This window comes from Methylobacterium sp. P5_C11 (genome assembly GCF_054049775.1).
Genome location: NZ_JBFULS010000001.1, coordinates 164,485 through 184,930, shown reverse-complemented (window position 1 = coordinate 184,930; position 20,446 = coordinate 164,485). Strand labels below are relative to the sequence as shown.

23 protein-coding genes are annotated in these 20,446 nt (G+C 70.5%); 8 read left to right on the top strand and 15 right to left on the bottom strand.

What is annotated here, in order from left to right; genetic code table 11:
• The first annotated feature begins 213 nt into the window (after positions 1 to 213).
• Complete coding sequence (locus ACXJKQ_RS00915) at positions 214 to 807, top strand: N-acetyltransferase family protein (protein ID WP_457103880.1); 594 nt, start codon at positions 214 to 216, stop codon at positions 805 to 807.
• Positions 808 to 816: 9 nt separating this feature from the next.
• Here the strand turns inward: ACXJKQ_RS00915 and ACXJKQ_RS00910 are convergent, their stop codons facing one another.
• Both ACXJKQ_RS00910 and ACXJKQ_RS00905 read right to left on the bottom strand, forming a co-directional pair.
• On the bottom strand, positions 817 to 1,578 hold the full coding sequence (locus ACXJKQ_RS00910) for a ComF family protein (protein ID WP_457103879.1): 762 nt from the start codon (positions 1,576 to 1,578) through the stop codon (positions 817 to 819).
• A 31-nt stretch (positions 1,579 to 1,609) separates the two neighbouring features.
• A complete protein-coding gene (locus ACXJKQ_RS00905) occupies positions 1,610 to 1,855 on the bottom strand; it encodes a hypothetical protein (protein ID WP_457103878.1) in 246 nt (81 codons plus the stop codon).
• Positions 1,856 to 2,023: 168 nt separating this feature from the next.
• Here ACXJKQ_RS00905 and ACXJKQ_RS00900 point away from each other — a divergent pair, with 168 nt between their 5' ends.
• Positions 2,024 to 2,914 (top strand): methyltransferase domain-containing protein, encoded by an 891-nt coding sequence (locus ACXJKQ_RS00900; protein WP_457103877.1) that lies wholly within the window; start codon positions 2,024 to 2,026, stop codon positions 2,912 to 2,914.
• A complete protein-coding gene (locus ACXJKQ_RS00895; RefSeq protein WP_457103876.1) occupies positions 2,911 to 3,273 on the top strand; it encodes a DUF427 domain-containing protein in 363 nt (120 codons plus the stop codon). Before ACXJKQ_RS00900 ends, ACXJKQ_RS00895 begins: the two co-directional genes overlap by 4 nt.
• Before the next feature lie 20 nt (positions 3,274 to 3,293).
• Here the strand turns inward: ACXJKQ_RS00895 and ACXJKQ_RS00890 are convergent, their stop codons facing one another.
• Together ACXJKQ_RS00890 and ACXJKQ_RS00885 are read right to left on the bottom strand one after the other, a co-directional pair.
• Positions 3,294 to 4,796, bottom strand: coding sequence for a DUF6880 family protein (locus ACXJKQ_RS00890; protein ID WP_457103875.1), 1,503 nt, complete (start codon positions 4,794 to 4,796; stop codon positions 3,294 to 3,296).
• A 52-nt stretch (positions 4,797 to 4,848) separates the two neighbouring features.
• Complete coding sequence (locus ACXJKQ_RS00885) at positions 4,849 to 5,088, bottom strand: hypothetical protein (RefSeq protein WP_457103874.1); 240 nt, start codon at positions 5,086 to 5,088, stop codon at positions 4,849 to 4,851.
• Positions 5,089 to 5,221: 133 nt separating this feature from the next.
• Between ACXJKQ_RS00885 and ACXJKQ_RS00880 the strand changes: the two genes are divergently transcribed.
• Positions 5,222 to 5,473 (top strand): hypothetical protein, encoded by a 252-nt coding sequence (locus ACXJKQ_RS00880; protein ID WP_457103873.1) that lies wholly within the window; start codon positions 5,222 to 5,224, stop codon positions 5,471 to 5,473.
• A 7-nt stretch (positions 5,474 to 5,480) separates the two neighbouring features.
• On the opposite strand, the gene fabI is transcribed toward ACXJKQ_RS00880, so the two are convergent.
• The 4 genes from fabI to fabA form a co-directional block, all read right to left on the bottom strand.
• On the bottom strand, positions 5,481 to 6,311 hold the full coding sequence (fabI, locus tag ACXJKQ_RS00875) for an enoyl-ACP reductase FabI (RefSeq protein ID WP_457103872.1): 831 nt from the start codon (positions 6,309 to 6,311) through the stop codon (positions 5,481 to 5,483).
• Positions 6,312 to 6,491: 180 nt separating this feature from the next.
• The gene (locus ACXJKQ_RS00870; RefSeq protein WP_457103871.1) at positions 6,492 to 6,614 is read right to left on the bottom strand and encodes a hypothetical protein; all 123 of its coding nucleotides are present in this window, start codon (positions 6,612 to 6,614) and stop codon (positions 6,492 to 6,494) included.
• Between the two features lie 57 nt (positions 6,615 to 6,671).
• Entirely contained in the window at positions 6,672 to 7,898 is a 1,227-nt protein-coding gene (fabB, locus tag ACXJKQ_RS00865; protein ID WP_457103870.1) for a beta-ketoacyl-ACP synthase I, read from the bottom strand.
• Between the two features lie 141 nt (positions 7,899 to 8,039).
• Entirely contained in the window at positions 8,040 to 8,576 is a 537-nt protein-coding gene (gene fabA, locus ACXJKQ_RS00860; protein WP_457103869.1) for a 3-hydroxyacyl-[acyl-carrier-protein] dehydratase FabA, read from the bottom strand.
• A 221-nt stretch (positions 8,577 to 8,797) separates the two neighbouring features.
• Between fabA and irr the strand changes: the two genes are divergently transcribed.
• Positions 8,798 to 9,313: a Fur family transcriptional regulator Irr gene (gene irr, locus ACXJKQ_RS00855; RefSeq protein WP_457103868.1), complete on the top strand. Its 516-nt coding sequence runs from the start codon at positions 8,798 to 8,800 to the stop codon at positions 9,311 to 9,313.
• A gap of 80 nt (positions 9,314 to 9,393) precedes the next feature.
• On the opposite strand, the gene ACXJKQ_RS00850 is transcribed toward irr, so the two are convergent.
• Positions 9,394 to 9,957 (bottom strand): SH3 domain-containing protein, encoded by a 564-nt coding sequence (locus ACXJKQ_RS00850; RefSeq protein ID WP_457103867.1) that lies wholly within the window; start codon positions 9,955 to 9,957, stop codon positions 9,394 to 9,396.
• Positions 9,958 to 10,223: 266 nt separating this feature from the next.
• Here ACXJKQ_RS00850 and ACXJKQ_RS00845 point away from each other — a divergent pair, with 266 nt between their 5' ends.
• Positions 10,224 to 11,222, top strand: a complete 999-nt coding sequence (locus ACXJKQ_RS00845) for a 2-hydroxyacid dehydrogenase (RefSeq protein WP_457103866.1) — start codon at positions 10,224 to 10,226, stop codon at positions 11,220 to 11,222.
• 20 nt (positions 11,223 to 11,242) lie between these two features.
• Here the strand turns inward: ACXJKQ_RS00845 and ACXJKQ_RS00840 are convergent, their stop codons facing one another.
• Positions 11,243 to 11,866 carry a Crp/Fnr family transcriptional regulator gene (locus ACXJKQ_RS00840; protein ID WP_457103865.1) on the bottom strand — a complete coding sequence of 208 codons (624 nt, stop codon included), beginning with the start codon at positions 11,864 to 11,866 and terminating at the stop codon, positions 11,243 to 11,245.
• Between the two features lie 87 nt (positions 11,867 to 11,953).
• On the bottom strand, positions 11,954 to 13,303 hold the full coding sequence (locus tag ACXJKQ_RS00835; RefSeq protein ID WP_457104063.1) for a flavin monoamine oxidase family protein: 1,350 nt from the start codon (positions 13,301 to 13,303) through the stop codon (positions 11,954 to 11,956).
• Positions 13,304 to 13,442: 139 nt separating this feature from the next.
• Here ACXJKQ_RS00835 and ACXJKQ_RS00830 point away from each other — a divergent pair, with 139 nt between their 5' ends.
• Positions 13,443 to 14,144: a sulfate transporter family protein gene (locus ACXJKQ_RS00830; protein ID WP_457103864.1), complete on the top strand. Its 702-nt coding sequence runs from the start codon at positions 13,443 to 13,445 to the stop codon at positions 14,142 to 14,144.
• A 162-nt stretch (positions 14,145 to 14,306) separates the two neighbouring features.
• Positions 14,307 to 15,581, top strand: a complete 1,275-nt coding sequence (locus tag ACXJKQ_RS00825; protein WP_457103863.1) for an efflux RND transporter periplasmic adaptor subunit — start codon at positions 14,307 to 14,309, stop codon at positions 15,579 to 15,581.
• Positions 15,582 to 15,959: 378 nt separating this feature from the next.
• Here ACXJKQ_RS00825 and ACXJKQ_RS00820 read toward each other — a convergent pair whose 3' ends face one another.
• The 4 genes from ACXJKQ_RS00820 to ACXJKQ_RS00805 form a co-directional block, all read right to left on the bottom strand.
• Complete coding sequence (locus ACXJKQ_RS00820; RefSeq protein ID WP_457103862.1) at positions 15,960 to 17,342, bottom strand: class II 3-deoxy-7-phosphoheptulonate synthase; 1,383 nt, start codon at positions 17,340 to 17,342, stop codon at positions 15,960 to 15,962.
• A 115-nt stretch (positions 17,343 to 17,457) separates the two neighbouring features.
• Positions 17,458 to 17,775, bottom strand: a complete 318-nt coding sequence (locus ACXJKQ_RS00815) for an RNA polymerase sigma factor region1.1 domain-containing protein (RefSeq protein ID WP_457103861.1) — start codon at positions 17,773 to 17,775, stop codon at positions 17,458 to 17,460.
• A gap of 57 nt (positions 17,776 to 17,832) precedes the next feature.
• Positions 17,833 to 19,215 (bottom strand): glutathione-disulfide reductase, encoded by a 1,383-nt coding sequence (gene gor, locus ACXJKQ_RS00810; RefSeq protein ID WP_457103860.1) that lies wholly within the window; start codon positions 19,213 to 19,215, stop codon positions 17,833 to 17,835.
• Complete coding sequence (locus ACXJKQ_RS00805; RefSeq protein WP_457104062.1) at positions 19,212 to 20,384, bottom strand: O-antigen ligase family protein; 1,173 nt, start codon at positions 20,382 to 20,384, stop codon at positions 19,212 to 19,214. The genes gor and ACXJKQ_RS00805 overlap by 4 nt, the downstream gene beginning before the upstream one ends.
• Between the last annotated feature and the right edge of the window lie 62 nt (positions 20,385 to 20,446).

Here is a 20,446-nt window from a genome sequence, read left to right as displayed (position 1 = left end):
TCCAGTGCCGCGCAAGCTCGGCCTGAATCAAGTCCGGGGGCAAACAGCCGCGTTGAAGCGTCCCATAGCCCGCTCACAAGGTGGCTTCACAGAGGGGCACCCGTGCATCGCGCTGCATTGCACAACGTCTGGCGCAGTGCGACATCGTCCTCGTCCTGGGGAGGAGCGTCCGGACCAATCCGCGCGGCAGCGCGCACGAACCGGAGCTTCATCATGGCGAGACAAGCCCCCGATGTGCCCGCCCACAGCATCCGGCGCCTGTGGCAGGCGGATCGCGACGCGGTGCTGGACTACTTCCTGCGGCTGGATCCGGAGACCCGGGCAAGCCGCTTCATGGGCAATGTCAGCGAGGCCGGTGTCAGGGCCTATGCCGCGCGCGCTTTGATCGCTGAGGGCGTGATGTACGGCGCCTTCGCGGATGGCGTGATACGTGGGCTCGGCGAATTGCGGCCGATGGGTCCGAGCGTATCGCGGTGCGTCCTCGGTCCGCATGCCGAGGCTGCGTTCGCGGTGGAGCGCCCGTTCCGCAGGCGCGGGCTCGGCGCCGACCTGTTCGCCCGGATCGCCCGCGCGGCGCGCCATCGCGGCGTGATCGACCTGCACGTCCGCTGCCTGTCGGGCAATGGTCCGATGCTGCGGCTCGCCGCCCGTCACGGGGCCGCGCTCCAGCACACGGGCGGCGAGGTCGAAGGCGCCGTGCATCTCGCGCACCCGACGCCGTTCTCGCTGTGGTACGAGGGGATCGCGGAAGCCTTCGACTTCTCCCTGGCGGCGCGCTTTTCCAACCGGAACCCAGCGCCCAGCTGACGGCGCGGCTCACCCCGTGGCGTCGCCGACCAGCGCGAAGGTGAGCAGATCGACCGACGCGGCGCCGCCGCGCAGCAGCGCCCGGGCGGCCGCATTGCCGGTTGCGCCCGTGGTGACGACGTCATCGACCAGCAGAACCCGCCGCCCGCGGATCCGATGCTGCTCGGCAGCTGCCACCCGGAAGGCGCCGCTGAGGTTCTCGGCCCGCGCCGCGCGGCTCAACCCGACCTGCGACCGCGTCGCTCGTACGCGTATCAGTGCCGTCGGAACGATGGGTAAGCCCGCCGAAGCGGCGATCGCTCGGGCCAGCAGGGCCGATTGGTTGAACCGACGGCGCCACAGACGTCCCCGGTGGAGCGGCACCGGGACCATACATTCGGCGTCTGCGATCAGTGTCCGCCCGCTCGCGGCCATCATCCGCGCCATCCCCTGGGCCAGATCGAGCCGATCCTCGTATTTCAGACGGTGGACGAGGCGGCGCGCCCCGGCATCATAGAGGGCGACGGCCCGGGCACGCCCGAAGACCGGAGGTTCGGCGATCGCCCGCGGTGACAGCAGCGGGCCGACGCCGAGATCGACGGCGAACGGCGTGCCATAGCGCTGGCAGACCGGCTCGTCGATCAGGCGCAGGCCTGACCAGCAGGCCGGGCACAGGGCGCCAGGATCGGCGGTGGCGCTGCCGCAGCCCGCGCAAGTGGGCGGGTAGATCAGCGACAGAACCCCGCGCGGCAGACCGCGCAGGGCCGTTGCGACGGCGTGCAAGGCCGTCATGCGGGGAACGGGATCCCAGTGACCGGCGCGCTCAGCGCGCGGAGACGGGACGTGCCTGCGGCGCCATCTGCTGCTGTTCCACCTGGCGGTCACGGGAATTTGCGCGGTGGCGGCCGATGGCGCAGCCGGCGGCGGCACCCATAAGGCCGTGATGACCGGCATAGTGGCCGGCGATGCCGCCTACGATGGCGCCCTTGATGCAGCCCTTCGCCTCGGCGCCGCCCGCGGCAGCCAGGGTGGTGAGGGCCACGGCTGCCCCGACGAGCATGCGCTTCATGATGTGTGCTCCATGAGGAATCTCGGCCGTAAGGCCGGTTGCAGCAGGAACAGCGACGCTGCCGAGTCGTTCCATCACCATAGCGCAGCTCACGGTTCCGTGCGCGCGGACCATGCGGGCGGGCGCGAGAGGTGGCGCGACGCGTCCCCAGATGCCATCTCAGCCACGATGGATTCTCCCGCCGCCCTGTTCGACACGAGCCTCGCCCGGCGCCGCCTCGCCCGCGCCGGGCGGATTGGCTATCCGGGCTTCCTCCTCGATCGCCTCGCCGAGGACCTGGACGACCGCCTGGGGGCGGTCCTGCGCAGCTTCACGGCGGTCCTGGACCTCGCCACGCCGGCACCGGTGGCCGCCCGGATGCTCGCCGCCCGATATCCGGAGGCGCGGCATCTCCGCCTCGCGGCACTTCCGGAGCCGGGCGGCGCCGTGATCGTCGGCGACCCGGAGGTGCTTCCGCTCGCGCCGGGAAGCCTGGATCTCGCCGTCTCGCTCCTGGCCTTGCAGGCCGTGAACGACCTGCCGGGCTCGCTTATCCAGCTGCGCCGTGCCCTGCGGGCGGATGGGTTGTTCCTGGGCTGCCTGCTGGGTGGTGCGACGCTCACCGAGCTGCGTCAGAGCTTCGCCCAGGCCGAGAGCGAGGTCGAAGGCGGGATCAGCCCCCGGGTGGCTCCATTCGCCGCCGTCCGCGAGGCCGGCGCCCTGCTGCAACGGGCGGGTTTCGCGCTGCCGGTGGCCGACACCGACACGCTGACGGTGCGCTACGCGGACCCGTTCGGTCTCCTGCGCGATCTGCGCGCGATGGGCATGACCAACGTGCTCGTCGAGCGTCGGCGGACGCCGCTGCGGCGGGCGACCCTCCTGCGGACGGCCGAAATCTACGCCGAACGGTTCTCGGATCCGGATGGACGGGTGCGGGCGACCTTCGAGGTGCTATGGCTTTCGGGTTGGGTCCCGCACGAGACTCAGCAGAAGCCGCTCAGGCCCGGTACGGCGCAGACGCGGCTCGCGGATGCACTCGGAACCATCGAACTGAGGCCCGGTGAGGGGGGAGTGTCATGAAGGTGCCTGGACCGGATCATCCGATCACGATCGCGCCGGAGGCGCGCCGCGTCCGCGTCGTCGTCTCAGGCGTGCCGGTCGCCGATACCCGCAACGCGCTGCGCCTTCAGGAAGCGGACTATCCACCCGTCTTCTACGTCCCGAGGAGCGACATCCGATCCAGCTGCTTCGTCGCCTCACAGCGGTCAAGCCATTGCCCGTACAAGGGTGATGCCCACTATTTCGACCTCGTCGTCGATGGGACCCGGCGGCCGGACGCGGTCTGGAGCTACGGGGACCCCTTCCCCGCCGTCGCGGCGATCCGGGAGCATGTGGCGTTCTATCCGGATCGCGTTGACGCCATCGTGGTCGAAGACTGACCTGATCGCGCCTAGCCGCTTCAGTCCCTGACCGATCCCCAGAACGCATGCTTGCGTCCGTGCATGCGCCGCAGATCGTGGCGATAGGTCTGCGGATCGGGGGTGACGTCGCCCGCGGCGAGGCGGCCCGCCAGGCCATCGAGTTCCGCGAGGTAGCGTGCCCCGTGCGGATAGGCGGCGCTGCGACCGGATTCCAGGATGTCGTCCAGCAGGCGCCGGTACAGGATCGTGGCGGCGACCGGGTGGTCCTGGCTCAGCGCCTCGGCGGCCGGCGCCAGCACGGCGTACTGGTCGCCCTGCCAGATCTGCGGGCGCGCGGTCACGAGCCCTGCGGCGCGGTTCAGGTCCGGCCACCCGACCAGGAAGGCGAGCGCCCGGTGCGGTTGCGGGAACGCGTCGGCCCAGTCGAGGGCGCGCTGGAGCGCCTCCTCGTCCTCGAAATCCGGAAGCTTGGCCAGGTAGGTCCGCAGCATCGGCGCGTCGAGATCGCGCTCGAATCGCGCCCAGCGCAGGGCCTGCGCCTCATCGGCCCGTCCGAGGGTGTCGAGGATCTCGATCTCCAGCGCTTGCCGCGCCCGATCGGGTCCGCGGGGGTCGAACCCCGCGATCAGGTCGGCCCGGGTGGCGATGCGCGATCCCGGTTCCTGCGGGCGCCGGATCCAGTCCAGCGCCTCGCCTGGCCGCCCGGCGTCGAGTAGCCGCCGGGCGATCTCCGCACGGCTCTCGCGGCCGGGTAGCAGCGCGCCTTCGAGGGCGATGTACGCGTCCACATCGCCACGCCGGTCGGCGATGGCTTGCCGCAGACGCAGGATCTGGACGAGGCCCGCCCGACGGTGATGGGTCGCCCCCCGGTCGAGATCGCAGTCCGTCGCCTGCGCGGCGTCCGTTGCGGCGAGCCGCTGGTCAACCGCGCCGAGCGCCTCTTCGGGCAGGGACGGGATCATGTCTCCAAGCACGGCCGCATGCGGACCGAGCGGTTCCGACGCGCAGCGTGCGACGAGGCTCGCCGCGACCCGTACGGCATCGTCTGGCGGCAACGAGCCCGTCATCGCCACGACGGCGTCGGAGGCGCGCTCGAACACCCCCTGGACTGCGCCGGTGCTGTCGTCCACGCGATTGAGCACCGCGTCGGCCGCGTCGAGGAAGCGCAGGAGCCGGTCGAGGGCCGCCCCCGGGTCGAGGGGTCGCAACTCGTCGAGGATCACCGTGACGGTAGCGTTGAGATCGGCCGCGAACGATCGACGCTTCTGCCAGTCGATGAAGCCCTGAGCCCCCTCCAGGGCCGTGAGACGCCGGTCGACGATCGCCGCGACGGCATCCGGTCCCTGTAGAGCGGCAAGGGCCGCGCTGACCAGCTTCTTGAACGTGGGATTGCGTGCCGTCTCACCAAGGATCAGCCCGATGAGACGGTCGGGACCGAGTGCCGCGAGCGTCTCGGGCGACGGGGTCGTGCGGCGCGCGCCCTTTGGCCGGATCGGCGCCTCGGCGGGCGCAGCCGGCGTCACCCGCCGAGGGCGTGCCATCGCCGTCCCCGTCGATGCGCCGGACCACCCATGCCCATGACGTCCGGGCCGACTACTCCACGACCCGGGCGCGGGGCCGATCGCTGCCCTGCGCGGTCTCGTCGTGCCAGCCGCCGGCCTTGTCCTGGTAGCGGATGCCCTCGGTCGAGCCGGGCACCTGCTGCTCGGCCGCCGCGGCCTGGGCCGCCTGCAGCGCCGCCTCGCGGCTCGGGTAGGTCTCGGAGAACACGTCGCCGACCTTGTAGGCGAAGCCGCCGTCGTGTTCGACGATGCGATAGGTAACCTCGGACATCACGCCTCCTGTACGCGCCCTCTTCGATGACCGCGAACCCGCCGGAGGCCCCGCGGTTCCAGGTGACCTGCCCGCCGGCCTCCAATCTGCCGGAAAGTGAGTCTAGCGGCAAGATCCCGGTACGCAGACGACGATGCAGCTTCGCCCGATCCTCGCCATCGCCCTCCTTATGGCCGCGCAGCCTGCCCGTGCCGAGCAGGGCTTCTTCGACCGGCTCCTCGGCGGATCCGGGCGCGGCGCGCCGCCCAATCCGTTCGCCTCCAACTATCCCTCGGCCCCACCCTCCCCCGAGGCGGTGCGCGCCGAGCGTCAGCGCCGGTCGGTCCGCGGCGAGCACGGCGGTCCGGCCGGTCCCCTCCCCCCGGGGCGGATCCCGGAGGAGTGAGGCACGGTCAGGCATCTCCGACCACGCCGGCCTCATCCTGGGCCTGGAGCACGTCCGGGCGCGGCATCGAGATGATGTTGTACCCGGCATCCACGAAGTGGACCTCGCCGGTGACACCGCCCGAGAGCGGCGACAGCAGGTAGAGGGCCGAGCCCCCGACATCGTCCAGGCTCACCGTGCGCCGCAGCGGCGCATGGGCGCGCTGGTGGTTGAACATCAGCCGCGCGTCGGCGATTCCCGCACCCGCCAGCGTCCGCATCGGTCCCGCAGAGAGCGCGTTGACGCGAATCCCATCCGGGCCAAGATCGCTCGCCAGGTAGCGGACGGACGCCTCCAGGGCCGCCTTGGCGACACCCATGACGTTGTAATTCGGCATGACCCGCGTGGCGCCACCGTAGGTCAGCGTCAGCAGGGCGCCGCCCGGCGTCATGCGCTTGGCCGCGCGCTGCGCGATCTCGGTGAACGAGAAGCACGAGATCGTCATCGTGCGCACGAAATTCTCACGGGTCGTCACATCGACGTAGCGCCCCTTCAGTTGCGCCTTGTCGGAGAAGCCGATCGCATGGACGACGAAATCGAGGCCGCCGTCGAATCGTGCGTCGAGGGCCTCGAAGGTCGCGTCGACGGAGGCGATGTCCTCGACGTCGCAGGGCAGCACGATGTCGGAATCGACCTTGGCGGCTAGTGGTGCCACGCGTCGGCCGAGCGCCTCGCCCTGATAGGTGAAGGCCAGCCGCGCACCCTGGCCGTGCAGCGCCTTGGCGATGCCCCAGGCAATCGAGTGATCGTTCGCGACGCCCATGATCAGGCCGCGCTTGCCTGCCATCAAACCCGTCATGCCGACTCACATCCTGACCGATTAGGCCGTCCCCGTGAGGCGGGGGCGGCAGACCGCCGTCCCGATACGGAACGCGTCAGGCTGCCTTAACGCGCCTCGCCCCGCGTTCCAAACGCGGTCAGTGGCGGGCAAAAAAAAGCCCCGCCGCGAGGCGGGGCTACTCCGGCATTACGGACTGGCTTAGAAGTGCCCGTCCGTATGGGTGTGCGCATCCTCGATCACCGCCTGCTTCGCGTAGATGGCGGCGCAACCGGCGATCAGCAGGCCGCCAAGCGTTCCAAAGATGAAAGTGCTCATCGCCATCACCGAATCCCAACATCGGGTAAACGCCGACCGCGCAAATCCAGTTCCGCGGCGCGGTCAGGCGTCGACGTGTTTCAGGACCAGGGTCGCGTTGGTGCCGCCGAAGCCGAAGGAATTCGTCAGCACGTGCCCGAGTTGGGCATTGTCCCGGCGCGCACGCAGGATCGGCATGTCGGCGAAGGCCGGATCGAGGGTCTCGATATGCGCGCTCTCGCAGATGAATCCGTTGTTCATCATCAGCAGGCTGTAGATCGCTTCCTGAACGCCGGTGGCGCCCAGGGAATGGCCGGTCAGCGACTTGGTGGCCGAGATGGGCGGGCAATCGTCTCCACGGCCGAACACCTCGCGGATCGCCTCGATCTCCTTGTCGTCGCCCACGGGCGTCGAGGTGGCGTGCGGGTTGATGTAGTCGATTCGCGCGCCCTTGAGTCCCTCGATCGCCTGGCGCATGCAACGCACGGCGCCCTCGCCGGAGGGGGCCACCATGTCGTGACCGTCCGAGGTGGCGCCGTAGCCGGCGACCTCGCCATAAATCCGGGCGCCCCGCGCCTTGGCGTGCTCCAATTCCTCGAGGACCAGAACGCCAGCACCGCCCGCGATGACGAAGCCGTCACGGTTGGCGTCGTAGGCCCGGGAGGCCCGCGACGGCGTGTCGTTGAACTTGGACGACATCGCGCCCATGGCGTCGAACAGCACCGACAGGGTCCAGTCGAGATCCTCGCAGCCGCCCGCGAAGATGATGTCCTGCCGGCCGCCCTGGATGATCTCGGTGGCGTTGCCGATGCAGTGGTTCGACGTCGCGCAGGCCGACGATATGGAGTAGTTCACGCCCCGGATCTTGAACCAGGTCGCCAGGGTCGCCGAGGCGGTCGACGACATCGCCTTCGGCACGGCGAACGGGCCGATCCGCTTCGGTCCCTTCTCGCGGGCAATGGCTGCGGCCTCGACGATCACCCGCGTCGAGGGTCCGCCCGAACCCATGATGATGCCGGTGCGCTCGTTGGAAATGTCGCCGGGCGCGAGCCCGGCATCCTGGATCGCCTGATCCATGGCCACGTGATTCCACGCGGTGCCGCCGCCGTGGAAGCGCATCGCGCGCCGATCCACGACACCCTCCGGATCGAGGGTCGGCGCCCCCGAGACTTGGCTGCGGAAGCCGTGCTCGGCGTAGCTGGCGTCGCGCGAAATGCCCGAACGGGCTTCGCGCAGGGAGGCGAGCACCTCCTGCGTGTTGTTGCCGATGGACGAGACGATACCCATCCCGGTGATGACGACGCGGCGCATGATGGTGACACTACCTCCGTCGCGGCCTCGGTCGCCCGGGCCGCGTCCCGGTCAGCTAAGGTGACGCGGACACAATCTCAACCGCCGAGACCGTCCGACGTTGCGGCCTCGCCGCGAACCGGACGTTCGACTGGCGCGATTTCAGCTCTGGAACAGGCCGACCCGCATGTCCTGAACTTGATAGACGCGCTCGCCGTCGGCCTCGAGCCAGCCGTCGCCGATGCCGAGAACCAGCTTGCCCTGGCGGACACGCTTCACGTCGACATTGTAGACGACCTTCTTCATCGACGGCAGAACCTGGCCGGCGAGCTTCACCTCGCCGACGCCGAGGGCGCGGCCGCGGCCCGGCGCGCCGAGCCAGCCCAGATGGAAGCCCAGCATCTGCCAGAGGGCGTCCAGGCCGAGGCAGCCCGGCATCACCGGATCACCCTGGAAATGGCAGGGGAAGAACCACAGGTCAGGCCGGATATCGAGCTCGGCCGTCACGTGCCCCTTGCCGTGGGCGCCGCCCTCCGCGGCGATGGACGTGATGCGGTCGAACATCAGCATCGGCGGCAGGGGCAGCTGCGCGTTGCCCGGTCCGAAGAGTTCGCCGCGCCCGCAGGCCAGAAGATCTTCGTAGGAATAGTGTGACCGGCGGTTCGCGCCCTGCGCGGGTGTGTCGGCGTCTGGCGGCATTGCGGTGGCTGTTTCCTCGGATGTGCGCGATCTTCGCGTCGCGGACGACAATACTCGCCCCGTCGGCTGGCGCGCGGGTTAGCATGAGGCGTCGCGCCTTCAAAGCCTTCAACCGCGGTCCAGGCGGTCGGGCAAGGCTCGGGTTGCGACCGCCCGACCACTTCAATATACTCAGGAGACGTCCGTTCCTTCAGGCCCCTCGTCGAGCGTTCAGTCCAGCGATGTCCGAACCGGTGCCATTCCAGGCCGCCTTCAACGGCCGGGTCCCCGCCCCCCAGCTGGAGGCCAACGGGACTCCGCGCCGCGGCTGCCCGCTGTCCGATCTGCGCGACCGCCTGCGTCGGGCGGGCCTGCGGCCGACCCGGCAGCGCCTGTCCCTGGGCTGGCTGCTCTTCGGCCGTGGCGACCGCCACCTCACCGCCGAAATGCTCTACGACGAGGCGATGCGCGCCAAGGTGCCGGTCTCCCTGGCGACGGTGTACAATACGCTTCACCAGTTCACCGAGGCCGGGCTGCTGCGCCAACTCGCTCTCGACGGGTCGAAGGCATATTTCGACACGAACCCGACCGAGCACCACCACTTCTACCTGGAGGACGAGAGCCAGGTGATCGACATGCCCGATTGCGGGATCACGGTCGATTCGCTCCCGGAGGCCCCCGAGGGCATGGAGATCGCCGGCGTCGAGGTGATCGTCCGCCTGCGGCGCAGTCGCCCGGCCGGCCGCCGCCAGAGCTGATCCGGCGCCGGCGCAGTCCAGCTGACACTGACGGTGAGGCCCGGTTTCGTCCGGGCCTTTCTCGTTCGTGGGTCCGGCTCCTATTCCACGACTTCGTTGGGGTAGACGCCCCAGAGGCGATTCTGCCGGATGTAGCCGTCGACGTCGCGCTTGTTCGGGAGTGCGACGATCAGGCGGCACCATGTTCCGGTGCAGCTCTTGACGCTGCCGATCACCCCCGTCTGGAGCTTGGCCTCGTCCTCGGAGCCGTCGTCGGCCTTGGCGCGGAGCGACACAGCCGCCTTCTCGGCCCCTTTGTCCGGACCGGCATTGACTATGGCAGTGCGGCGACCGGATAGGAGCGAGTGCAGCACCCAGCCTTCGGTGCCTTCCGAATCGCGGATCCGGCGCCAGGTCTCGAACTCGCCCACGATCTCGACCGGCAGGCCGGCGCGCTGGAACACCCAGAGAGTGCGATGATCCTTGGACGGCCCCTCGCGGAGGTTGACGCGATCGGTCTTCAGGCTCGCGTAGCGTGGCAGCGGCAGCTTGGTCACCGGCCCGACGCCCGCCTCGGGTCCTGCGGGCGCCGCCGCCCGGACGCCGGTCGTGAGGCTGAAGGCCAGCAGCGCCGCGACGGCGAAGCTGTGGCGTGACACGCGCATGGTCCTCTCCCTATCCGGACGTGGCTCTGGTGGGTGCCGGGCCTGTCGAAAGTCGGCCGGGTTCGGTAAGCGAGCCCGCTTCCGATTGTGTTCCGGCCCACCTCTGGTAGAGAGGCCGAAGGGTCGGAACAGGCTCCGCAACCGGTGCCCCGTGACCGATCCTGTCTGGCCGAGTTCGGTTAACGGACGCTTGCGGGAAGCGGTCCGGACGAGAGCCGCCGGGCGTAAGCCGCAAACAGGGCCGCAGGGCTGACGGGGAGAGACACGTGTCGAAGCGCAAGCCGCTGGTGGTCGTGACGCGGCGCCTGCCGGATGCCGTCGAGACGCGGATGCGCGAGCTGTTCGACGTCCGGCTCAATTCGGAAGACGCGCCCCTCGCGCCGGACGCCCTGGCGGCGGCCCTGCGGGAGGCCGACGTCCTGGTTCCTACCGTCACGGACGAGATCGATGCCGGACTGATCGCCCAGGTCGGCCCGAACCTGCGGCTGATCGCCAATTTCGGCAACGGCGTCGACCATATCGACGTGGCCGCGGCCCTCGAGCGCGGCATCACGGTCACCAACACGCCCGGCGTGCTGACCGAGGACACGGCCGACATGACCATGGCGCTGATCCTCGCGGTGGCGCGCCGGGTCACCGAGGGCGCGCGCATCATCCCGGACGACGAGTGGACCACCGGCTGGTCGCCGACCTGGATGCTCGGCCGGCGGATCACCGGCAAGCGCCTCGGCATCGTCGGCATGGGCCGGATCGGCCAGGCGCTCGCCAAGCGCGCCCGCGCCTTCGGCCTGCAGGTCCACTACCACAACCGTCGGCGGGTGCCGGCGGCGATCGAGAGCGCGCTGGACGCGACCTACTGGGAATCCCTCGACCAGATGCTGGCGCGGGTCGATATCGTCTCGGTGAACTGCCCGCACACGCCCGCGACCTATCACCTGCTGTCGGCGCGGCGCCTGAAGCTGCTCAAGCCCGAAGCCATCGTGGTGAACACCGCCCGCGGCGAGGTGATCGACGAGAACGCCCTGGCGCGTCTCATCGAGGGCGGCGAGGTCTCTGCGGCCGGCCTCGACGTGTTCGAGCAGGAGCCCGCCGTCAGCCCGCGGCTCGTGAAGCTCGCCCGCCAGGGCAAGGTCGTCCTGCTGCCCCATATGGGCTCGGCGACTTACGAGAGCCGCATCGACATGGGCGAGAAGGTGATCATCAACATCAAGACCTTCATGGACGGCCACCGGCCGCCGGACCGCATCCTGCCCAGCATGCTCTGACCCGGAGGCGTCCTGCTCTGCTACAGGGCGTCGCCCGCGGTGACCGGCTGCTTGGCGCCCTGCCCGCTCTGGAACAGGCGCTCGCTGGTGAGCTTCAGGAAGTAGAAGCCGAATTCCGGGTTCTGGTAATAGAGCTGCTTGACGTCGGAATATGACACGCACAGGGCATGGCCCGCCTCAACGCAGACAAGTGAGGCGGTGCGGGCGTTGCCGGGCGACAGCAGGCCCAGCTCCCCAACGATCCCGCCCTTGCGCACCTCAATCCCGACTTCCGGGATCCGGAACAGCCCACTCTCGATGTAGTACATCTCGTTGGCGAGATCGCCTTTGCGGAACACCACCTCGCCGATACCGAACGGGCGCCGCGAGCCGAAGGGCCGCAACCACTCCAGCGACAGGTCGCCGTCGGCAGCGGTCTCCACGTCGCGGACGAGGCGCATCATCTGCCAGAGCCGGTAGGCGTTGAACGGCATCTGGATCAGCTCGGTCAACACGACCGGCATGCTGCCGATCAGGGTGCCGTAGGTGATCACCGCGCAGCTCGCGCAGAGCGAGATGATCCGCAACGGGATCATCGTGCTCATGGCGGTCGCCGAAATGGTCAGCGCCGTCCCGAGGTAGCCGATCCCCTCGACCCAATCCATCGCCGCCCCCTGACGCGTGTCGCCCGGGGGATGCCTGTCTTGGTCCGATCGGGCAAGCACGCCAGGCCTGTCCGCGCTGCGCGCGCATCAGCCTGTGCCCGGGCGGATACGCTGCGCGGCCTTGTCCCCAACGACCGCAGCCACGGCTTCGGCGGCGCGGACGCCCTCCGCGTAGGCGCCGCCGACGGTGCCCCATTGCTCGCGGGACAGCGCCTCGCCGGCGAACCAGACCGTATCGGCGACCGACGCGCGGAGGGCCTGCCGTGCCGGCGCATGGCCGGGCGGCACCACCGCCCAGGAGCCGCGCGACCACCGGTCGTGACGCCACAGGCTGACCGCCGGAATCGTGAGGTCGCGCAGCCGCCCCACCCCGAAATGCTCGGTCAGGACCGCCCGGACATGGCGGCGCACGCCGTCCGCGCCCGAGCCTGCGGCATCGATCGCGGCGGCCTCGTGGAGATCGAGCTCGTAGTAGTGAAACGGCGTGCCGTCGATGCGTGTGAGCAGCCCGGGCGGCGCGCGCCGGCCGCCGTGGATCGCGGCCAGCCTGTCGCGGCCCCGAAACGGGCTCGACGGCCAGTGCAGCACCGCGTGCTCGTAGATCCCGGTGGTGAAGCCGTCGATGGCGGCGCGGACCGCGTTCGGGAGCGGCGGCGTGAAGACCGGCCCGTCCCGCAGGACCATCATCGGCACCGTCACGATCACGGCGCGGGCGACGTGGTCCACGCCGGTCGCGGTGGTCGCGCGGATCCGGCCGCCGGACCAGTCGATCCGTTCTACCGGGGTCGCCAAAGCCACCGGCAATCCGTCGGCCAGCCGGGCGAGATAGCTGCCGTAGCCATCGGCCAGGAAATAATTGTCGCCGTATTCGAGGCTCGGGAAATCCTGAAGCGAAACCTCACCCAGCGGCCGGCCCGAGACGAKGCCGTGGACCTGCGCCACCCGCGCGCCCCAGGGGCCGAGCCCGGGCGGCAGGGCGCTGCCGGCCGGCCGATCGGGGCCGGGCTGCGCGGCGCCGCGGGTCATGGCGCGGTCCGCGCGGTCGAAGGCGCGGCCGTTGGCCCGGATCTCGTCGCCGCGGCCGGGCCTGCGCCCGACCCAGACATGGCTTTCCTGGGCAGCGCGGCGTAGCCGTTCGCCCCGTGTCCGACCCAATGCCACCAACGGATTGATCGGCCCGGCATGCAGCCAGTGGGCTCCGAGGTCGAGGGCGTGACCGCGCAGGGTCACGGTCAGGGCGCGGCCGCCGACGCGATCCCGGGCCTCCAGCACGGCGACTGGCACACCCCGTGCCGCGAGGGTCCGGGCGGCGCCGATCCCGGCGGCTCCGGCTCCGACGATCAGCACCTCCGGCGCCGAGGGCAGCGGCGCGAGGCGCGGCCGGAAAGCGGGGCGGACCGGCGGATCGACCCATCGGGAGTCGGGCGTCCGCGGCATCGAGACCTGACCTGTCGTGTCCTGCACGCGTGCTCCCCGCAGCCTGTTTCCCTGCGACGGATCCCGGCCTTGCACCGGTCGTCGCCCCGCTCCACAACGCGCCTGCGCCGCTTTCGGCGCGGGCCGGAACCGTTGCCCGATGCTCGTCGAGTCCGCCGCGGCGGCGTTGCGCCAGACCTTCTCGCCGCCACTCCGGGCGATCCTCTGGAAGTCCCTCGGGCTGACGCTCGGGCTCCTGCTCCTCGTCTGGCTTGGTCTCACCCGGCTGATCCAGGCGTTCCAAGCGAGCCATCACATCTCCGCCCAGTACCCGATCCTCGACAGCCTCGCCTACTACCTCGCCGGGTTCGGCCTCGTGGTGGTGCTCGCCTACCTGATGCCGGCCGTTTCGATCGTCGTCGCGGGGTTCTTCCTCGACGATGCCGCCGAGATCGTGGAGCGCACCGATTTTCCGAACGATCCCCCCGGACGCGCCATGCCGTTTGGGACCGCCATGCTCTACGCGGTCCGTTTCGCCGGTCTGACCCTGCTGGTAAATCTCGCGGCCTTGGTCATCTTCTTCGTCCCGGTGATCGGAATCGCGGCGTTCTTCGCCGCCAACGCCTATCTGCTGGCGCGGGAATATTTCGAGATGGCGGCATCACGGTTCCGGCCGCTCCCCGAGGCCGCCGCGATGCGCCGGACCTTCCCGGTCCGGACGCTCGGCGCCGGCTGCCTGCTGGCGGCGTTGATGGTGGTTCCGATCCTCAATCTGCTGACGCCGCTCTTCGGGATCGCCTTGATGGTCCACCTGCACAAGCGGCTCAGCGGCCGTCCGCTGGTGACCGGCCCGCAGCGCTAGGCGCGTGGTCCGATCCGGGTTTCCCTGGCTTGAGAGCACCGCAGATCGGCCATGGGGCAGCCACAGGGTGGTGATGCGTCCAATCCCCGCTCTGGCCGGCACGGAGTTCGGCCGCTACGTTCGCGGCGACCCGGCCGAGCTTCCGGGGCGGAGAGCCGATCGATGAAGGCGCACGACGCGGCCGCGGACGTTCCTCCGCCGCCCGGCAAGGCTCCGTTTTTGCTGGTCGGGCTCGTCGGAGCCGGCCTGCTGGTCTGGGGCGCCTACGGCCATTGGCAGCGCGACGCGGCGGCGACCGCGACCCTGGAGCGGGTGAAGACCCTCGTGCCGCAAGTGCACACCGTCGCGGCCGCGCGGGCGGAGGGGCCGCTGGATCTCACGCTGCCGGGGGAGATGCAGGCCTTCACCACGGCGGCGATCGCCGCCCGCGCCACCGGCTACATTGCCGAGCGCCGGGTCGATATCGGATCGCGGGTGAAGGCGGGGGATCTGCTTCTGCGCATCGCAGCCCCGGATCTGGACCAGCAACTCGCCCAGGCCGAGGCGCAAGTCGGTCAGCTGAGGGCGCAGCTGCTCCAAGCGCAGGCGCAGGTCGAGCAGGCCCGCGCCAACGTGAACCTCGCCAACCTGACGAACAACCGGACCACGACCCTCGCGGTCCAGGGCTGGGCCTCGCGGCAGAACGCCGACAACACCCAGGCCGGTGTTCTCGCCCAGGCCGCGACCCTCGCCGCCGCGGAGGCCGGCGTGAAGGTCGCCACGGCCAACATCAAGGCCCAGGAGGCCGTGGTCGATCGCCTCAAGGCGCTGACGGCGTTCGAGCGGGTCGTGGCGCCCTTCGACGGCGTGGTCACGGTCCGCAACGTTGACACCGGTGACCTCGTCCGGGCCGACAACGGCGGCACACCGCTCCTGAGTCTGGATCAGGACAGCACCCTGCGCATTACCGTGAACGTGCCGCAGAACGATGCCGCCGGCATCAAGCCAGGCGTTCAGGCGTCGATCACCGTTCCGCAGATCCCGGGGCGGAGCTTCGAGGGATTCGTGGAACGCAGCTCGATTGCGCTGAATGCCGCGTCGCGGACGCTGACCACGCAGGTGGACGTGCCCAATCCCGACCGCGCGCTGCGGGCTGGGCTCTACGCCTACGTCACCCTCAAGATCCCCCGCACAGAGCCGGGCGTGACGATCCCCGCCGAGGCGACGGTGTTCAACGGCAACGGCCTGCAGGTCGCGACCCTGGGCGACGACGACCGGGTTACCTGGCGGACCATCCGGGTAAGGCGCGATCTCGGGCGGACCCTAGAGCTGGATTCCGACCTGCCCGCTGACAGCCGCATCATCTACAGCCCGGCTCCGGACCTGCGCGACGGCCAGTCGGTCGAGCCCCTGAAGCCGCCGCAGACGGACGCGCCGCTCCGTTCGGCGCAGCGGTAAGCGCACCGGAAACGCTCCGGTCATCCGCAGTGCGGGCGTCATCCCCAGCGTCGTCCCGCCGAGCGTGATCCCGGCGGCGGCGTTTGAACCGCCGGCGGTCGGGCGTGCATCCGGACGTGGCGGCCAGACCCCGCCTCACCGACCGACTGCCGGGGCCGAGCGGGGCATCGTGGTGCGGCTGCGCTGCCCTTGGACCGATCCGGTCCGATCCGCGGTCCGATCGTGGTGGTGTTTCCGGGCGCGACCGCGCTGCTGAGCGCGCTCGGGCTCTCCGCGCCGGTAGCGATCGAGCGAGGCGGACGATCAACGGCCGACGCGGTGCGCGGTCCCGGCTGAGGGGCGGCGCACCACGTCGACGTGTCGGTGCCTGGACCGAGGCTACTCCGCGGCGTCGAGGCGCGGGCGCTCCACGTGGTTGCGCTCGGCCTTGACCAGCTCGGCGGTGCGGAACGCCACTTCCAGGGCCTGCTCCGCATTGAGGCGCGGATCGCAGTAGGTGTGGTAGCGGTCCTGCAGGTCGTCGGCCGTCAGCGCCCGGGCGCCGCCGGTGCATTCGGTGACGTCCTTGCCGGTCATCTCCAGGTGGATGCCGCCCGCGATGGTGCCTTCGGCCCGGTGCACGCCGAAGAACCCCTCGATCTCCTGCATCACCCGCTCGAATGGCCGGGTCTTGTAGCGGCCCGCCGCGACGGTGTTGCCGTGCATCGGATCGCAGATCCACACGACCTTGCGTCCCTCGCGCTCGACGGCCCGGATCAGAGCCGGCAGGTGCTCGCCGACCTTCTCGGCCCCGAAGCGGCAGATCAGGCTGAGGCGCCCTGGCTCGTTTTCCGGGTTCAGCAGGTCGATCAGGCGGATCAGGCCCTCCGCCTTCATGGACGGGCCGCACTTGAGGCCGATCGGGTTCTTGATGCCGCGGGCGTATTCCACGTGTGCGTGGTCGGGCTGCCGGGTCCGGTCGCCGATCCACAGCATGTGGCCGGAGGTCGCGTACCAGTCTCCGGTGGTCGAATCGACGCGGGTCAGGGCCTCCTCGTAGCCGAGCAGCAGGGCCTCGTGGCTGGTGTAAAAGTCCGTGGTCCGCACCTCTGGATGGGTCTCCGGGTTGATGCCGATCGCGCGCATGAAGTCGAGCGCGTCGGTCATGCGGCCGGCGACGTCCTGGTACCGGGAGGATTGCGGCGAATCCTTCACGAAGCCCAGCATCCAGCGATGGGCGTTCTCCAGGTTGGCGTAGCCGCCGGTCGCGAAAGCGCGCAGCAGGTTCAGCGTCGCGGCCGATTGCCGGTAGGCCTCGAGCTGCCGGCGCGGGTCCGGGATCCGCGATTCCTCGGTGAAGCCGATGCCGTTGATGATGTCGCCTCGGTAGCTCGGCAGGCTCACGCCCTCGAGGGTCTCGGTCGGCGAGGAGCGCGGCTTGGCGAACTGCCCGGCGATGCGCCCGACCTTCACCACCGGCGACCCGCCCGCGAAGGTCAGCACCATCGCCATCTGCAGGAACACCCGGAAGAAGTCGCGGATGTTGTCGGCGGAATGCTCGTCGAAGCTCTCGGCGCAGTCGCCACCCTGAAGCAGGAAGGCTTCGCCCGCCGCGACGCGCCCGAGCGCCGCCTTCAGCTTGCGGGCCTCACCGGCAAAAACCAGCGGCGGAAAGCTCGCGATCTGCGACTCGACGGCACCCAGGGCGGCTGAGTCCGGATAGGTGGGAACCTGCTCGATCGGCAGATGTCTCCAGCTCTTCGGTGTCCAACGCTCGCCCATGGTCCCTCTCCGCGCACCTCTTCGTGCGATCGCGCCTCGTGCGCGAAGCGCGGCTTATAGAGAGGTTCCCGCGGACTTGCGAGTGTCCGAAACCGAGGGCAGGCAGGCCCCGAGCTCAGGCCTCGCCGTCCTCCACCTCGATCCCGTGCTCGGCGAGAATCCAGAAGATCGCCTCCAGATCCTCCGCGGAGACGTCCCGGGGCGGCAGGGCCTCCTCCAGATCGTCGTAGGTCAGACAGCGGCTGCGCTGCGCCTCCGCCTTGGCGAGCAGGCGGTCGATGGCTTGGCGGATGTCGGGCGGGAGGGCCTCGTGGCTCGGCGGCCGGTGGAAGGCCGGCCGCAGGGCGTCGGCCAGAAGGCCGTCGATAACCGCCTGCCGCCGCGCGTGCGCGTCGTCCTCGCGTCGTCCCTTGCCTGCGCCCTGCTTGCCCATGCCCCTGATATGGCTCGGTCCGGCACCGCGTCGAGGCCCCCGCCCTCCGGGGAGTCGCTAGCCGACGCCGACCGGATGCTTGGTGACCTCCGGAACGCGCATCGTCACGAGTTCCTCCGCGGCGGTGGGATGGACCGCGATGGTGCGGTCGAAATCGGCCTTCGTGGCGCCCATGGTCACCGCGATCCCCACCGCCTGAATCACCTCACCGGCATCGTGGCCGACGATGTGGACGCCCACGACCCGATCGCTGGCGCAGTCGACCAGCACCTTCATGAGGATGCGCTCGTCGCGCCCGGAGAGGGTCGCCTTCATTGGCCGGAAGCGCGCCTTGTAGACGTCGATCTTGCCGAAGATCGTGCGGGCGGACGCCTCGTTGTGGCCGACGACGCCGATCTCGGGGGTCGAGAAGACCGCTGTGGGGATCAGTCGATGGTCGACGCAGGAGGGCTTTCCACCGAAGACCGTGTCGGCGAAGGCGTGGCCCTCGCGGATCGCCACGGGCGTCAGGTTGGCTCGGTTGGTGACGTCCCCCACCGCGTAGATCGACGGGACCTTGGTCTGGGAGTAGGCGTCCACCGGGATCGCTCCGGCGGAATCTGTCTCGATGCCGACCCGGTCGAGGCCGAGCCCGTCGACGTTCGGCCGCCGGCCGGTGGCGACGAGCACTCGGTCCACCAGAATGTCGCTGCCGTCGTCGAGCCGCGCGCAGAGGCCGCCATCCCGCTGCTCGATGCGGGTCAGGGTGCGTCCGAGCCGCAGGTCCATCCGATGGCCGTAGGCCTCCGCGAGGGCGTCCCGAACCTCGTCGTCGAATCCGCGCAGCAGCCTGTCGCCCCGGTGCAGCAGGGTCGTCCGGCTGCCCAGCGCCGCGAACACGCCGGCGAACTCCACCGCGATGTAGCCGCCGCCGATCACCAGGATGCGCTCGGGCAGGCTCTCCAGCTCGAACACCTCGTTGGACGTGATCGCCAGCGCGATTCCCGGCACGGCCGGCTCCTTCACCGGATGCGCGCCCACCGCCACCAGGATCCGCTCGGCCCGAATCGTGCGCCCGGATGACGCCAGGCGCACGGTATGGGGATCCTCGATCACGGCCCGCTCGGGGAGGATCTCCACGCCGGCGCGGATCAGGTTGGCGTCGTAGATGCCCTCGAGCCGCGTCACCTCGGCGTCGCGGCGGCGTTTGAGGGTGGCCCAGTCGAAGCGGGGCTTGTCCACCGTCCAGCCGAAGCCGGCGGCGTCCTCGAACTCGTCGGCGAAGCGGCCGGCATAGACCATCAGCTTCTTCGGAACGCAGCCGCGGATCACGCAGGTTCCACCGACCCGGTACTCCTCGGCCAGCATCACCCGCGCGCCGTATCCGGCCGCGATCCGCGCAGCACGCACGCCACCGGAGCCGCCGCCGATGACGAAGAGGTCGACGTCAAACGCGCTCATGCGGGACCGTCCATCTCGGATCTCTCGATCGCGCCGGCCCGTGACGCCGCGCGCATCCAGGTGATGGCAGCGCCCAGCCCCGCCGTCCACCATGCGGCCCAGCCGTTGTGCTCGACGAAGGCGATCGCCGCCGCACAGGCGACGAGGCCGAGTGCCGTGGCGCGGTCCGGTGCCGGCAGGCCGGCGATCCGGGCGAGCGTCAGCATCAGGGCAAGCGCGGCGAGGATCGCACCGGGCAGGCCCAGCTCGGCCCAGACCTGCAGGAAGCTGTTGTGCGGGTGTCCGACGCCCAGGAGGACCCGCATCTCGGCTGGTACCGCCTGCGCGACCGGGGTCTCGGCGAAGCGCGCGCTGGTGCCGTAGCCGGCGCCCCGCCAGGGGTCGGCCGCGACCGTTGCCCCGAAACTGCGGGCAATGGCGACCCGGGCACGGGAAGAGGACTGGACGAGGCGGTCGTGGGCGGCCTCCGGCATGGCGCGGGCGAGGAGATCGCCCTCCACGGGGGCGAGGGCCACGGCGAGGCCGAGACCGAGTCCGGCGAGGCCGAGGCCGGCCCGAACCGGAAGCAATCGTGCTGCGGCGGCCATCGCGGCGCCGGCGAGGAGGCCGAGCTGGGCGGCGCCACTGATCGAGCGCATCACGCCGAGGGCCGCGGCGGCGAGGGTCGCGGCAGCCGAGCCCCGGGCGCGGCGGCGCCAGAGAAGCAGCGCCAGCGGGCCGGCCACGAGATCGAGCGTCAGGGCGGGGCGGTTATGGACGAAGGCCGCGGCGCGGTGGCCCAGCGCCCGCGACAGGGCGAGGTCCGAGGCGAGATCCGCCGCGATCAGAAGCCCTGCGAGGCCGACCGCGACGGCTCCGAGCCGGGGCGCGAAGGCGGGGATCCGGCCGGGCGCGAGGCACGCCAGGAGGTAGGCGGCGACCAAAGTCGGCAGGAATTCGGCGAGCGCCCGGAGCGACGCGGCCGGGAACGGGCTCCAGGTCAGAGAGACGAGAGCCCAGGCCAGGAAGGCGAGGGCCGCGCCCGCGAGCGGCGTCGCGAGGGGTGCCAGGAGGCGACGACGCAGCGCCCTGGCATCCGCCTCGGCCCATCGCCCGGCCAGGAAGGCGAGCGCTGCCAGCCCGACGACCAGCGGGCTCGACCGGTTGGCGAGGACCATGGCGGCCGGCATCACGGCCAGGAGGGCGCCCCCCGCCGCGTAGAGGCGGCCGGCGGCGGTCGGGGGCAGGCTCA

Excerpts from the sequence above, each read along its gene's own strand:
- ACXJKQ_RS00815 (WP_457103861.1), bottom strand. The coding sequence starts at position 17,775 with ATGGGCAAGCAGGGCGCAGGCAAGGGACGACGCGAGGACGACGCGCAC.
- ACXJKQ_RS00825 (WP_457103863.1), top strand. The coding sequence starts at position 14,307 with ATGAAGGCGCACGACGCGGCCGCGGACGTTCCTCCGCCGCCCGGCAAG.
- ACXJKQ_RS00850 (WP_457103867.1), bottom strand. The coding sequence starts at position 9,957 with ATGCGCGTGTCACGCCACAGCTTCGCCGTCGCGGCGCTGCTGGCCTTC.
- ACXJKQ_RS00830 (WP_457103864.1), top strand. The coding sequence starts at position 13,443 with ATGCTCGTCGAGTCCGCCGCGGCGGCGTTGCGCCAGACCTTCTCGCCG.
- fabA (WP_457103869.1), bottom strand. The coding sequence starts at position 8,576 with ATGCCGCCAGACGCCGACACACCCGCGCAGGGCGCGAACCGCCGGTCA.
- ACXJKQ_RS00820 (WP_457103862.1), bottom strand. The coding sequence starts at position 17,342 with ATGGGCGAGCGTTGGACACCGAAGAGCTGGAGACATCTGCCGATCGAG.
- ACXJKQ_RS00915 (WP_457103880.1), top strand. The coding sequence starts at position 214 with ATGGCGAGACAAGCCCCCGATGTGCCCGCCCACAGCATCCGGCGCCTG.
- irr (WP_457103868.1), top strand. The coding sequence starts at position 8,798 with ATGTCCGAACCGGTGCCATTCCAGGCCGCCTTCAACGGCCGGGTCCCC.
- ACXJKQ_RS00805 (WP_457104062.1), bottom strand. The coding sequence starts at position 20,384 with ATGCCGGCCGCCATGGTCCTCGCCAACCGGTCGAGCCCGCTGGTCGTC.
- gor (WP_457103860.1), bottom strand. The coding sequence starts at position 19,215 with ATGAGCGCGTTTGACGTCGACCTCTTCGTCATCGGCGGCGGCTCCGGT.
- ACXJKQ_RS00880 (WP_457103873.1), top strand. The coding sequence starts at position 5,222 with ATGCAGCTTCGCCCGATCCTCGCCATCGCCCTCCTTATGGCCGCGCAG.
- ACXJKQ_RS00900 (WP_457103877.1), top strand. The coding sequence starts at position 2,024 with ATGGATTCTCCCGCCGCCCTGTTCGACACGAGCCTCGCCCGGCGCCGC.
- fabI (WP_457103872.1), bottom strand. The coding sequence starts at position 6,311 with ATGACGGGTTTGATGGCAGGCAAGCGCGGCCTGATCATGGGCGTCGCG.
- ACXJKQ_RS00910 (WP_457103879.1), bottom strand. The coding sequence starts at position 1,578 with ATGACGGCCTTGCACGCCGTCGCAACGGCCCTGCGCGGTCTGCCGCGC.
- ACXJKQ_RS00840 (WP_457103865.1), bottom strand. The coding sequence starts at position 11,866 with ATGGATTGGGTCGAGGGGATCGGCTACCTCGGGACGGCGCTGACCATT.
- ACXJKQ_RS00895 (WP_457103876.1), top strand. The coding sequence starts at position 2,911 with ATGAAGGTGCCTGGACCGGATCATCCGATCACGATCGCGCCGGAGGCG.
- ACXJKQ_RS00890 (WP_457103875.1), bottom strand. The coding sequence starts at position 4,796 with ATGGCACGCCCTCGGCGGGTGACGCCGGCTGCGCCCGCCGAGGCGCCG.
- fabB (WP_457103870.1), bottom strand. The coding sequence starts at position 7,898 with ATGCGCCGCGTCGTCATCACCGGGATGGGTATCGTCTCGTCCATCGGC.
- ACXJKQ_RS00905 (WP_457103878.1), bottom strand. The coding sequence starts at position 1,855 with ATGAAGCGCATGCTCGTCGGGGCAGCCGTGGCCCTCACCACCCTGGCT.
- ACXJKQ_RS00885 (WP_457103874.1), bottom strand. The coding sequence starts at position 5,088 with ATGTCCGAGGTTACCTATCGCATCGTCGAACACGACGGCGGCTTCGCC.
- ACXJKQ_RS00870 (WP_457103871.1), bottom strand. The coding sequence starts at position 6,614 with ATGGCGATGAGCACTTTCATCTTTGGAACGCTTGGCGGCCTGCTGATC.